The 13,223-nt window shown below is 67.4% G+C and carries 11 protein-coding genes; 4 read left to right on the forward strand and 7 right to left on the reverse strand.

Annotated elements, in window-relative coordinates; all coding sequences use genetic code 11:
• The first annotated feature begins 50 nt into the window (after nucleotides 1–50).
• On the forward strand, nucleotides 51–1,040 hold the full coding sequence (locus tag RHCRD62_RS07195) for a peptidase associated/transthyretin-like domain-containing protein (RefSeq protein WP_050064019.1): 990 nt from the start codon (nucleotides 51–53) through the stop codon (nucleotides 1,038–1,040).
• A 71-nt stretch (nucleotides 1,041–1,111) separates the two neighbouring features.
• Nucleotides 1,112–3,079, forward strand: a complete 1,968-nt coding sequence (locus RHCRD62_RS07200) for a M13 family metallopeptidase (RefSeq protein WP_050064513.1) — start codon at nucleotides 1,112–1,114, stop codon at nucleotides 3,077–3,079.
• Nucleotides 3,080–3,103: 24 nt separating this feature from the next.
• Here RHCRD62_RS07200 and RHCRD62_RS07205 read toward each other — a convergent pair whose 3' ends face one another.
• Both RHCRD62_RS07205 and RHCRD62_RS07210 read right to left on the reverse strand, forming a co-directional pair.
• Nucleotides 3,104–4,483, reverse strand: a complete 1,380-nt coding sequence (locus RHCRD62_RS07205; RefSeq protein WP_050064020.1) for a DUF2252 domain-containing protein — start codon at nucleotides 4,481–4,483, stop codon at nucleotides 3,104–3,106.
• Between the two features lie 59 nt (nucleotides 4,484–4,542).
• Complete coding sequence (locus tag RHCRD62_RS07210) at nucleotides 4,543–6,345, reverse strand: ABC transporter ATP-binding protein (protein WP_253277234.1); 1,803 nt, start codon at nucleotides 6,343–6,345, stop codon at nucleotides 4,543–4,545.
• A gap of 78 nt (nucleotides 6,346–6,423) precedes the next feature.
• Here RHCRD62_RS07210 and RHCRD62_RS07215 point away from each other — a divergent pair, with 78 nt between their 5' ends.
• Complete coding sequence (locus RHCRD62_RS07215; RefSeq protein ID WP_050064022.1) at nucleotides 6,424–7,002, forward strand: TetR/AcrR family transcriptional regulator; 579 nt, start codon at nucleotides 6,424–6,426, stop codon at nucleotides 7,000–7,002.
• 66 nt (nucleotides 7,003–7,068) lie between these two features.
• Here the strand turns inward: RHCRD62_RS07215 and RHCRD62_RS07220 are convergent, their stop codons facing one another.
• The 5 genes from RHCRD62_RS07220 to RHCRD62_RS07240 form a co-directional block, all read right to left on the reverse strand.
• A complete protein-coding gene (locus RHCRD62_RS07220) occupies nucleotides 7,069–7,656 on the reverse strand; it encodes an HdeD family acid-resistance protein (RefSeq protein ID WP_050064023.1) in 588 nt (195 codons plus the stop codon).
• Between the two features lie 91 nt (nucleotides 7,657–7,747).
• On the reverse strand, nucleotides 7,748–8,788 hold the full coding sequence (locus RHCRD62_RS07225) for a DNA polymerase domain-containing protein (protein WP_050064024.1): 1,041 nt from the start codon (nucleotides 8,786–8,788) through the stop codon (nucleotides 7,748–7,750).
• A complete protein-coding gene (locus tag RHCRD62_RS07230; protein ID WP_050064025.1) occupies nucleotides 8,788–9,852 on the reverse strand; it encodes an ATP-dependent DNA ligase in 1,065 nt (354 codons plus the stop codon). The genes RHCRD62_RS07225 and RHCRD62_RS07230 overlap by 1 nt, the downstream gene beginning before the upstream one ends.
• A 47-nt stretch (nucleotides 9,853–9,899) precedes the next feature.
• Nucleotides 9,900–10,112 carry a dodecin gene (locus tag RHCRD62_RS07235; RefSeq protein WP_050064026.1) on the reverse strand — a complete coding sequence of 71 codons (213 nt, stop codon included), beginning with the start codon at nucleotides 10,110–10,112 and terminating at the stop codon, nucleotides 9,900–9,902.
• Between the two features lie 279 nt (nucleotides 10,113–10,391).
• Entirely contained in the window at nucleotides 10,392–11,546 is a 1,155-nt protein-coding gene (locus RHCRD62_RS07240) for a magnesium and cobalt transport protein CorA (protein ID WP_050064027.1), read from the reverse strand.
• A gap of 469 nt (nucleotides 11,547–12,015) precedes the next feature.
• Here RHCRD62_RS07240 and RHCRD62_RS07245 point away from each other — a divergent pair, with 469 nt between their 5' ends.
• On the forward strand, nucleotides 12,016–13,182 hold the full coding sequence (locus RHCRD62_RS07245; protein ID WP_172671021.1) for an Ig-like domain-containing protein: 1,167 nt from the start codon (nucleotides 12,016–12,018) through the stop codon (nucleotides 13,180–13,182).
• Nucleotides 13,183–13,223: the final 41 nt, after the last annotated feature.

The raw sequence follows: 13,223 nt of genomic DNA on the forward strand, positions 1-13,223 counted from the left end.
GCGTCTGTCGACAGGATCAACCTGTCAACGGACAGCGATCGGAGTGAAACGTGAACAAGGATGTCGAGCGCAGTCGCGCACGGGTCAGCCGCCGCAGGGCGCTGGCCCTCGGTGGCACGGTCGGTCTGAGTGGACTGATCGCCGCGTGCGCGGGCAACCGGTCCGACACCGCGACATCGTCGACGACGGCGGGTGCGTCAACGGCCGGGGCAGCGACTTCGGGCGACGATGCACTGGCCCTCCTGACCCGCGCACCCCAGTGCGTCGCGAGCAAGGAGGAGACGCAGGGACCGTACTGGTTCGACGTCGACTCGATCCGCAACGACATCCGCGAGGACCGTCCCGGAACGAACTTCGAACTTGTTCTGCGAGTACAGAATTCGGCGACATGCACACCGGAGGGCGGCGGCGGGATCGCGAACGCGGTCGTCGAGATCTGGCACTGTGATGCGGGCGGCGTGTACTCCGGATTCGAGTCCGGATCCATGGGCGCGAACGGCGGTCCTCCGTCGGGCGGCGCCCCGGGCGGCATGCCCCCGAACGGCGAGATGCCGATGGGTGAGCCGCCGACGGGCGACATGCCGATGGGTGCGCCGCCGCAGGGCGGCCCCGGCGCAGAGGGCGGACCGGGCGCCGGAGGATCCGGCATCGAGGGGTCGGGTGAGACGTCGAACGGCTCGTACAGCGTCGGCGACGCCGAGGCAACGCCGGCCGACGACGGAACGTACCTGCGCGGCGCGCAGACCACGGACTCGAACGGCGTCGCAACGTTCACGACGATCTTCCCCGGCTGGTACACGGGCCGGACGACGCACATCCACCTCAAGGTGCACGTCAACAAGGAAACGGTCCTGACCACGCAGCTGTTCTTCGAGGAGGACCTGGTCGGCGAGGTCTACGCGACCAGCCCCTACGACGAGCACTCCGGGTGGGAGAACAACGTGACCAATGCGACGGACACCATCTTCGACGAGTCCGGCATGGTGACCGTCGTGAGGACCGACGACGGCTACCGCGGCGCCATCAACATCGGGATATAGGCACTTCGCGCTCGCGCGCGGACGGGAGGTCCTGCACCCGCAAACCGCGCCCGGGCCGCGGAGCGGCCATGATGGAGGGCATGACGCGTTCCGGAATCGACCTCACCCACCTCGACACGGGCGTCCGCGCCCAGGACGACCTGTTCGCCCACGTCAACGGCCAGTGGCTCGACAACTACGTGATTCCCGCCGACCGGGCCGTGGACGGCGCCTTCCGCACCCTCTACGACCAGGCCGAAGTCGACGTGCGGGCGATCATCACCGAGGCCGCCGACACCGGCGGTGCGGACGGCACGGCCGGCCAGCAGATCGGCGACCTGTACCTGTCGTTCATGGATGCCGACGCGGTCGAGAACGCGGGCCTGGACCCGATTGCCGACGAACTCGCCGCCGTCGACGCCGTCACGACCACCACCGAACTGGCCGCGCTGCTCGGCCGTCTGCAGCGCACCGGTGTCGGCGGAGTGATCGGTAACTACGTCGACACCGACGCCAAGGACTCCACCCGCTACCTGGTGCACCTGACGCAGTCCGGTATCAGCCTCCCCGACGAGTCCTACTACCGCGAGGACGCGCACGCCCCGATCCGGGACGCCTTCGTCGCGCATGTCGAGGCGATGCTCGCCCTGGCGGGACGTCCCGACCCGGCCGGCGCCGCGAAGCGCATCCTCGATCTGGAGACGGCGATCGCCTCCGGCCACTGGGACGTCGTCAAGCGACGCGACGCCGAGCTGAGCTACAACCTCGTCACCCTCGCCGACCTCGCCACCGAGAACCCCGGATTCGACTGGAACACCTGGATTTCCGAGCTCGGGGGCACACCCGAGGCGTTCGCGGAGCTGGTGGTCCGGCAGCCGAGCTTCCTCACCAACCTGACCGCACTGTGGACCGGGCGTCCCCTCGTCGAATGGCAGGAGTGGACGGCGTGGAAGGTGATCCACGCGCGCGCACCGTATCTGACGGAGGCACTGGTCGCCGAGAACTTCGCGTTCTACGGCAAGGCCCTGTCGGGGACGGAGGAGAATCGGGAACGCTGGAAGCGCGGTGTCACCCTGGTCCAGGATCTGCTCGGCGAGGCCGTCGGGCAGCTGTACGTCGAGCGGCACTTCCCGCCGGCCGCGAAGGCCCGCATGCAGGAACTGGTGGCGAACCTGCAGGAGGCGTACCGCCGCAACATCTCCGACCTCGAGTGGATGGGCCCCGACACCCGCAAGGCGGCGCTGGCGAAGCTGGAGAAGTTCACCCCGAAGATCGGCTACCCGGACAAGTGGCGGGACTACGCTGGGCTGTCGATCTCGGGCACCGACCTCGTCGGCAACTACCGTCGCGGATACGCCCACGACCACGACCGTGACCTCGCCAAGCTCGGCGGCCCCGTCGACCGTGACGAGTGGTTCATGACGCCGCAGACCGTCAACGCGTACTACAACCCCGGTATGAACGAAATCGTCTTCCCCGCAGCGATTCTGCAGCCGCCGTTCTTCGACGCCGACGCCGATGACGCCGCCAACTACGGTGGCATCGGCGCGGTGATCGGCCACGAGATCGGCCACGGCTTCGACGACCAGGGCGCCAAGTACGACGGTGACGGCAACATGGTCGACTGGTGGACGGACGAGGACCGTACCGAGTTCGGCAAGCGCACCACCGCGCTGATCGCCCAGTACAACCAGTTCGAACCGAAGGCGCTCCCCGGCCACACCGTCAACGGCGAGTTCACGATCGGCGAGAACATCGGCGACCTGGGCGGACTGTCGATCGCGTTGGAGGCGTACCGGATTGCGACCGAAGGGCAGGACGCTCCGGAACTCGACGGGCTGACGGGTCTGCAGCGTGTCTTCTACGGGTGGGCGCAGGTGTGGCGCACGAAGGCCCGCAACGAGGAGGCGCTGCGGCGCCTCGCCGTCGACCCGCACTCGCCGCCGGAGTTCCGCTGCAACGGCGTCGTCCGCAACCTCGACAGCTTCCACGAGGCGTTCGACGTCGAACCCGGCGACGCCCTCTATCTGGAGCCGGAGAAGCGCGTCAAGATCTGGTGACCGGTGTGGTGCGCCGTCGGACGCTCAGGCGTCCGACGGCGCACCCTTGCGGCTGGCCAGCACCCGCTCGTAGTCCTCACGGTTCTGCTTCTCGTATCCGAGGGCGTACTCGACGATCGCTTCCTCGAACGCCGTCCCGGACCCCAGGTAGCCGGCGATAGCGACGGGGTCCCCGGTGCGGGCGTGGGCCTTGACCAACGCGATCGCGCACATGCGCGCGTACAGGCGCATCCCGTTGGGGCGCATGGTGGCGACGTCGAAGCCGCCCTTCTTGTCCCGCAACTGCCGCACGTAGAAGTTGCGGCCGAGCGGACCGGAGCCGGTGAACCAGCCGAGGAACGGATCGGACGCGCTCTGGATCATCCGCTGCCCTTCGACCACCCGCTGGCCCTGATCCGGACAGTGCTGACCCTCCACGTAGGGAGCGAGCACCGACCTCTGAGCCTCCTTGATCTGAAGGAACAGCGGATCGTTCGCGGTGTCGCCGACGAACAGCGCCATGAGGCACATCGTTCCGACGGATCCGACCCCGACGACCTTACGCGCGATGTCCTGGAACCTGTACCGCTGCAACAGTTGCCGACGATCAGGGGCAAGTGTCTCCTGATAGTCGGCGAAGGCGTCCATCAGCATCCGGGTGGCCTCGACATGCCGTTCGTAGGGCAGGCGCACGATCAGGGGCGGCTCCTCCTTGATCCGCCACCCGACCTCGGTCTGCTGCGCGAACCGCTTCAGCGCGCCGAGCTGGGTGCGCCGCTCGGCCTTGGCGAGCGCGGCTTCCGCCACGCCGATCTGGGACTTCTTGAAGTCGCCGCGCACCGTTTCGAGTGCGGCCTCGACCTCGATGCGCGCGTACCAGATGTCGAGTGCGGTCATACCCGCTGCGCGTCGCATCAGCTCGCAGTACGACTGAACCGCGGACTGCGCCGCGGATCGGGCGTCGGCGACGCTGTGACCGTTGTCCAGTGCGGCGACGACGAGGGACGCGGCGAGGCGTTTGACGTCCCACTCGAACGGCCCGCGGTGCACCTCGTCGAAGTCGTTGAGGTCGAACACGAGTCGACGGTCGGGGGCTGCGAACAGTCCGAAGTTGGCGAGGTGCGCGTCCCCGCATGCCTCGACGAGCAGGTCGGTGCGGGGGCCGTGCGCGAGGTCCCAGGCCATGATCCCCGCCGACCCCCGGAAGAACGTGAAGGGCGAGACGAGCATGCGTTCGTAGCGCAGCGGGACGAGGTCGCGCACCCGCAGTGCGTTCTGCTGCTCGAGCACGACAACGGGATCGGGACGCCCACCGGCAGGCTCCCACTGGGCGTGGGATGTTCGCGGGACGCTCGTCCGCAGGGCTTTACCCGCCCTGCGGCGTTCGTCGACGGGAATCGGATTCGCGTACGCCGGGCCCACCATCGCCCGAGGATACCGCTGACGCGCCGTCGTCACCCGGTGAGCGACGGCGCGTCGCCGCATCAGCCGGCCAGTGCCACGTCCGTCGAGATCCTCAGGGCGGTCACCAGTTCCCGGTACAGGTCGTCGGACTGCATCAACTCGGAGTGGGTGCCCCGCGCCCGAATCCGACCCTTCTCCATGACAAGGATGGTGTCGGCGTCGATGACCGTCGACAGCCGGTGCGCGATGGTGACCACGGCGCCTGTCTCCGCGAGTTCGGTGATGACCTCTTGGATCGCGGCCTCGGTACGGCCGTCGATCTGCGCGGTCGCCTCGTCGAGCAGCAACACCTCGGGGCGCCGCACGATCGCCCGCGCGACGGCGATGCGCTGACGCTGTCCGCCCGAGACGTTCGTCGACGTGAGGACGGTGTCGAGTCCGTTCTCCATCGCGCGGACCGTGTCCTCGAGGTGCACGGCACGCAGCGCGTCCCAGATCTCGTCCTCGGTCGCTTCGGGGTAGGTGAACTGCAGGTTGGACCGGACGGTGCCCGGGACGACGGGCGTCTCCTGCTCGACATACGCGAGCCTCGACCGCACCTGGTCGAACGGCAGCTGACTGTACGGCGTGCCCTCGAGGAGGATCTCGCCGTCCTCGGCGTGCAGGAAGCGCAGCAGCAGGGAGAACAGGGTCGTCTTTCCCGCACCGGACGGACCCACAATGGCGGTGTGGCCTCGGGAGGGGATGGCCAGGTCGACGTCGCGCAGGGCCGGTTCGGATCCCGGCGCGTATCGGGCCGTGACGTTCACGAATTCGAGGACGGGCGCCACTGGTGCGATGGTCCGGCTCGACAGCCCGACGACGACGTTGTCGAGGGATTCAGAGACGACGGTGTCGTCGGTGTCGGTCTCCTCGACCTCCATTTCCTGCACTTCCCGAATTCGGGACGCCGCGGCGAATCCGGACTGGATGGTCGTGAGATCTGCCGCGAGCTGCGCGACCGGCGGCGCGAGCTGGAAGGCGTACAGCAGGAACGCGACCAGGCCCGACACCTCGAGTGCACCGGCGCCGACCCGCCACGCGCCGAACGCGAGGCTGCCCGCGATGGCGAGCTGCATGCCTCCACTGACCACCGCCCACACCACAGCGGCTCGGCGTGCGGCGCTGACACTGTGGCGTCGGGACTCTCGGGCGTCGACCATGATCCGCTCGTGTTCACGGGACTCGGCGCGGGACGCCTTGACAGTGCGGATCGCGTGGAGCGCTCCTTCGAGCCTGCCTCCCAGTTTCCCGACCGATTCCTGAGACAGTCGCTGCGACCTGCCCATTGCAGGCATCAGGACCGCGGCCGCTGCTCCGACCAGGACCAGACCGCCGAAGGTCACGAGGAACAGCACGGGATCCAGCACGGTCATCATGACGAGGGTCCCGATGATCGACACCCCGGACAGGACGACCTGAGCGAGGGCCGTCGACGTGGCTTCGCGCAGCAGAACGGTGTCGGAGGTGACGCGGGTGACCAGTTCGCCCGACGGCCGTTTGGCGATGCTTGCGATAGTGGCACGGAAGTAACGCCGGACCATCGATTCCCTCGCCTCGAACACGACCTGGGCGGCGAGCACTCCCATCAGATTGTGGTAGACGAACCCGAGGATGCCTGCGAACACCAGTAGCCCGCCGAGGACTGCGGCCGGGCCCGCGATGCTCTCACCGCCTGCGAGTGCATCGAGGATCAGCTTGATCAGCATCGGCATCGCGATGCCTGCGGCGGCAAACAGAAGTCCGAGCACCATTCCGGCGTAGAGCGACCAGCGGTTCGGTCGGACGAACGACCACAGCAGCCGTACATTCGGCCAGGACTGCTTCGCAGGGGAGTCAGACATACCCATAGTGGTACATGCATGTCCCATTTATGTCAACGGATGTTCCGTTTGGAACGTTCACACTGCTAATATGAATCCATGACGACCGCCGAAGCACCCGAATCGGGCACCAAAGCCCGAACCCGACGGGCCATCCTCGACGCCGCCGTCGAGATCCTCAGTCAGAACCATGCCGCCCCTCTGAGTGAGATCGCCACCGCCGCCGATGTCGGACGGAGCACCCTGCACCGCTACTACCCGGAGCGAAGCGACCTCGTCGCCGCGCTCGGCGACCACGCCCTCGACAAGCTCGACGCCGCCCTGGTGCGCGCGCGCCCCACCGAGGGACCGGCCGACGCGGCGCTGCGGCGCATGAGCCACGAATGCTTCGAGATCGGCCCGACCTTGGCCCTCGTGTACGGCGACCCTCAGGTCCTGTCCAACACGGCGTTCTGGATTCGCCTCGACAGCACTGACGCGCCGCTGATCGAACTGCTGGAACGAGGATTCGCCGAGAACACCTTCACCAGCAACCTCCAGGTCCGATGGATCAGGCGAATGTTGTGGTGGAGTCTGCTCACCGGGTGGGAAGCGTTCAACCACGAGCAGTACTCCCGAACCGAAGCGCTCGAGGCGATCGACGAGACCGTCGCCCGGCTCACCGGTACCCGGACGTAGCGACCGGACGCCACGGGGGTGTGCCGAGCTGGGTCGGCATCGCCTTGATCACCTCGGCGACAGGCGTCAGACGACGCCGGCCCGCCGGGCGGCGCTGCGGACCTGGAAGGCACCGACGATGAACAGCACCCCGAAGGCGATCGCGAAGATCCCGACCAGCCACATCAGCCCGATGATTCCCGAGCCGGGCCAGATCACCAGGATCAGGCCGAAGATCAGCGCGAGGGCGCCTGCGACCATGGACCCGATCCACTGCCCACCGTTCGCCATCACCTGGAACGAGCCGATGATCTCGAGGATGCCGACGAGGATCGCCCAGAAGCCCATCAGGTAGGCGAAGGCGAGAGCGGTCAGGTCCGGCCACACGAACAGCACGACGCCGGCGACCACGGATACCAGCGCACCCGCCAACCACCACACCCAGCTCATCACGACCTTGCGGGCCTGGATCGCGCGGACGGCGGACACGATGCCGTCGATGATCCAGAAGATGCCGACGACGACGATGAGCGCCTTGACGGTGACGTCCGGCCACACCAGCGCCACGATTCCGAAGATCACCGCGATGATGCCGCGGAGCAGGAGCAGCCACCACACGTCCTTGGCGATCCGCAGAATCGCCTCGTTCGTTCCGACGATCGGACTTTCAGTCATCGCAGCCTCCGCGCCAGGGGGTGCGCGTCCACCAGCACCCGCTCGTTCGCGAGCCTACTGGCGGGTCGGCCGGAATGCGCGCAGAAAACGCCTACTTCCGGTCACGATCCCGGCTGGGCTGCACCCGTTTCGGCTCGCCCGGCATCTTCGGGAACTGCGGCGGGTACGGGAGATCCCGGAGTCCGTCGGCGAAGTCCCGCTCTGCCATCTCGAGCAGCCCGTCGAGGGAGTGCGCGACAGCATCGATGTCCGCAGCCGGGTCACCCCGCCGCGCCAGCAGGTCAGGGACCGTCGCGATGGTGAAGTCATCGGGCTCGGCGTCGACGAGTTCGGCCCACGTGACCGGGGTGGACACGGTGGCGCGTGGCGTTCGGCGCGCCGAGTACGCAGACGCGACCGTCTTGTCCCGGGCAGTCTGGTTGTAGTCGACGAAGATTCGCGCGCCCCGCTCCTCCTTCCACCACGCGGTGGTGACCCGGTCGGGGGCGCGCCGCTCGACTTCCCGAGCGAGTGCGATCGCCGCGTGCCGGACATCGATGAAATCCCAGAGCGGTTCGATCCGGACGTACACGTGCACACCCCGCCCTCCGGAGGTCTTCGGGTACCCGATCAGTCCGTGCTCGTCGAGGACGGGTGCGAGCAGGTCGAGTGCGACGGCCCGGGCCTCCGCGAATCCGGTGCCGGGCTGCGGGTCGAGGTCGATTCGCAGTTCATCGGGCCGATCCACGTCCGCACACCGCACCGTCCACGGATGGAACGTCACGTTGCCCATCTGCGCCGCCCACACGATGTCGGCGGGTTGGCGAACCAACAGGGCGTCCGCGGTGCGACCGTTCGGGTTGGTGACGGTACAGGTCTCGATGTACTCGGGATGCTTCGCGGGAATCCGCTTCTGGTACACCTCTTCTCCGTCGATCCCGTCCGGGAAGCGCTGCAGGTGCGTCGGCCGCTGTCCGAGCGCCGTCATGATCCCGCCCTCGCGGAACAACGCGACGGTCCGGTAGTACTCGGCGAGGTGACGCTTCGTACCGCCGTCAGCTCCCAGTTCCGGGAACATCACCTTGTCGGGGCTCGACAGCCGCACGGCGATGCCGTCGACATCCAGTTCGATCGCGGGCGTCCTGGCCGCCATCACTTGCCTCCCGCGAGGACGTCGGCGAGGTCGTAGCGCACCGGCACCTCCAGTTGTTCGTACGTGCAGCTGCGGGGTTCTCGGTCCGGTCGCCAGCGCAGGAATCGAGCGGCGTGCCGCAGGCGATCGCCCTCCATCTGGTCGTACGCCACCTCGACCACGAGTTCCGGGTTGAGCGGCACCCACTGCCGGTCCTTCCCCGCGGACCACCGACTGGCCTCGCCGTCGTGGACGACGTCCTCCCCGACCCGCAGTGGGTCGAGAATCTCCTGCAGTTCGACGCGCCTCACCGCGGTGAACGCCGACGCCCCACCGATGAAGTGCATGTCGTCGCCGTCGTACAGACCCAGCAGCATCGACCCGATCCCGGGCTGGCTCTTGTGGGGCCGGTACCCGATCACCACGCAGTCCGCGGTCCGCGAGTGCTTGACCTTCACCATCTCACGCTTGTTCGGGACATAGTGACCGGCAAGCTTTTTCGCGATCACCCCGTCGAGTCCGGCACCCTCGAAGGTGTGGAACCACTCGGCCGCGACAGCGGCGTCGGTCGTGGCCGTGGTGACATGGCAGTACCGGCTGCCGTCGGCTGATCCCGCACCGCCGAACGCATCGAGCAATGCCGCGCGGCGGTCCACGAACGGCAGACCTGTCAGGTCGTCGTCGCCGAGGGCGAGCAGATCGAATCCGATGAACTGGGAAGGCGTCTGCTCGGCGAGCAGCGCGATCCGGCTCGCCGCCGGATGAATACGTTCGGACAGTGCTTCCCAGTCCAGCCGTGTCCGGCCACCGACTTCCCGCGGTACGACGAGTTCGCCGTCGACCACACACCGCACGGGCAGTTCCTCTCGGATCGCGTCGAGCATCTCCGGGAAGTACCGGCCGAGGTCCTTGCCGGACCGCGACCCGAGGACCACGTCGTCGCCGTCACGAAACACGATGGCGCGGAAACCGTCCCATTTCGGCTCGTAGGACCACACGGGGTCCCCGCCTGGAGGCTGTTCGGGCACGCTGGGAGCGGATTTCGCGAGCATGGGCTGCAGGGGCGGGCTCAGGGGGAGGTCCACTCCCCCATCCTGACCCAGCGGGGACGGGTTGGCGAGGGGACGCGCGGTCAGTCCGCATCCAGGCGGAAGCCCAACTTGATCGTCACCTGCACGTGCGCGACCTTCCCGTCGACGATGTGCCCGCGGGTTCCGACCACCTCGAACCACTCCAGGTTGCGGACCGTGTCGCTCGCGCGTGCGACGGCTTGGGAGATGGCGTCGTCGATGCCTTTCGTCGACGACCCGACGACCTCGGTGACGGAGTACACGTGATCGCTCATGGGTCTTCCTCACTCTTCGGTGATGCCAGACCCGTCCAGCGTAGGCGCAGCCACTTGTCGATCGGCCGGTAACTGTGGTCAAGTTTCGGCCGACGTTTCCGTTTAACCGACATAGGGGGACACCCATGGAGAAGCTCAAGAACTACGGACTGCTGGTCAAGTACCTGGTCAGCACCCAGTGGAAGAAGATCACCGGCAAGGGCCAGCAGCAGGGCTGACGCGCCGGCGGCGCCGGTGAGTCCTTTCGGCCCGGCTACGGACCAGAAGGACTCACGGGCGCTAGAGCCAGCCGCGGCGTTTGAAGATGGTGTACAGCCCGGCGCAGATCAGCGCCATCAGACCGAGGGCGAACGGATAGCCACCCGCCCAGTGCAGTTCCGGCATGTTGTCGAAGTTCATGCCGTACACGGTGCCGATGAGGGTGGGCGCGAACAGGATCGCGGCCCACGCCGACACCTTCTTGATCTCCTCGTTCTGCGCGTAACTCGCCTGGGTCAGCGCCGACATCTCCTCGTTCTGTGTCTGCGAGACCAGGGTCGCGTTCACGGTCAGGATGTTGCCGAGCAGCTGCCGGAACCCGTCGGCCCGCTCGACGACCGTCGTGGCGTGGTCGGTGACGTCGCGGAGGTAGCGCTGCAGCTCCTCGTCCGTCTTGTACTTCTCGAATCCCGCCGACAGGCCGGACAGCATGCCGAGCAGCGGCTTGGTGGCGCGCTGGAACTCGATGACCTCGCGGGTGAGTTCGTAGATGCGCCGCGACACCTTCGGGTCACCGCTGAACACTTCGGTCTCGATCTCGTCGATGTCGTTCTGCAGCCCCGCGACGACGGGGGCGTACCCGTCTACGACGGCGTCGAGGATCGCGTACAGCACTGCCTCCGGACCCAGCCGCAGCAGTTCGGGGTCGTGCTCCATGCGGCTGCGCACAGCGGAGAGGTCGGGAGACTCGCTGTGCCGCACCGTCAGCACGAACGTCGGACCGCAGAAGACGTGCAGTTCACCGAAGTCGACGCGTTCGGTTTCGTCGACGTAGCGGGCCGCGCGCAGCACCACGAACAGGGTGTCGCCGTAGCGCTCGAGCTTGGGCCGCTGGTGCGCGACGATGGCGTCCTCGATGGCGAGTTCGTGCAGTCCGAACTGCTCGGCGGCGGCGAGAAGTTGTTCCTCGGACGGCCGGTACATGCCGATCCATGCCATCGACGCCGCGTCGGGCAGGCTGCGAAGCGCTTCCGCCAGGTTCGACGGCGACCCGATCCGCACACCGTCCCGGTAGACGGCGCTGTTGACGACGCTGGCCTCGATCGGAGCGGTTACGGGCCGCGACGTCGGCGGAGTCGGGTGCGGCGCCATCGAATGTTCGGGAACGAGCGAATCCCGTGTCGGGTCGGCGGCGCGGCGCGGCAGGAGGGGACGGAAGGTACGCATGTCACGCATGGTGATGACGGCTTTCGCGGAGGTCGGTAACACGGACGGCCCACAATCGGTGGGCGCATGTGATTGACGCGAAATCGCCGCTGCGCGAGGCGCGGAACTCTACGGTTCAGCGACGACTTCGGCAGATACTCGGAGGTTGACTCGTCATTGCAAGCCTCACCTCCTCGTGTCACGCTCCGCCTGCGACAGTCGCATTCGGCGCTCCTGAATCCCCGCGTACCCTACCGCGACGCCACACGCGCCACCAATCAGACAAATGACACCGACATTCCCAGTATGCGGGACCTCCACGCCGTCGATCGCAGTGACACAGCCCTCGATGGCGGCCCGCGAGTCGCGGGGACTCGCCGAGCACCGCGTCGAACGATCGACATCCACGATCGAACACCGAACGATCGGCCGAGGTGACGCCGCCGGAATCTCCGCCATTCTGGACGCTCGACCTACATATTGCCTCTACGCTGCCGCAATGACTTCCACCATCAACACACAGGGCAGCGTTGCGCGCACTGCCACTGTCATTGGCGGCGCGGTCGCGGCTCTGTTCCTGGCGCTCTGCGCCGTGCTGGTTCCGGCGACCGCCCAGGCGGATCCCAGCGTGATCCAGTACTCCGCCGACAACTCCACCTGGGGCGGCATGGAACAGATCCCCGCCCTGTCCGGCGAACTGATCCCGGGTGGCGAATCCACCAGCACGTTCTGGGCGAAGAACACCACGTCCGACGGCGGACGCCTGCAGGTGTATCTCGGCAACTGGACCGCCTCCGAGAACATGCAGGCGTACGTGCGTGCCGAGATCAACGACGAGACCGGCGACATCGTCGATCTGGTCAACGACGTCGCGCTGCCCGGCACCGAACTCAAGAGCATCCACCTGAACCCGGGCGAGACCGCGAAGGTCCTGCTCGTGGTCGGGATGCCCGCCGACGCAGGCAACGAGTCGCAGAACGGTTCCGTCGACCCCGACTTCGCCCTCGACTTCGAGCTCGATCCGGCTGCCGTGTCCACCAGCACCACCGTCACCGCAGCCCCGACCGCCGTCGTCGGCACCTCGGTCGAACTGACCGCGACGATCGACCCGTCGGACGCAACCGGCACCGTGCAGTTCAAGGACGGAGCGACCGACATCGGCGGGCCCGTCGCGGTGACCGCAGGCGTGGCGTCGTACACGCACACCTTCACCGTGGCCGGTGCACACGACATCACCGCCGTCTACTCCGGCGACACCGGATTTGCCACATCCACCTCGGCTGCACACACGGTGACGGTGTCGGATCCGACGAAGCTGTCCACGAGCATCACCATTTCCGGCGGCACCGCCGTCAACCGCGGTACCAACATCGAGTTCACCGCCACGGTGATCCCGAACGCCGCGACCGGGCAGGTCCAGTTCACGGCCAACGGCGTCAACCTCGGCTCCCCCGTGACCCTGGTGAACGGTGTCGCGAAGATCAATCGGTCGTTCGGCGTCGACGGCGAACAGGTCATCATCGCCAAGTACCTCGGCGACAGCACCTACGCGGCATCGGCCTCCGCTGATCACACCGTGACGGTGTCGAGCGTGGCCCCCGAGCCCGGCGGCAGTGGCTCGGCAAGCTCGTCCGGCTCGCTGGACACGGGTTCACTCGGCGGCTAGCAAGCCCAACGTGCCCTGACGTCGAAGGCCCCCAGTCCTTT

The sequence above is a fragment of the Rhodococcus sp. RD6.2 genome, from assembly GCF_001040705.1.
Classification (GTDB): Bacteria; Actinomycetota; Actinomycetes; order Mycobacteriales; family Mycobacteriaceae; genus Rhodococcus_G.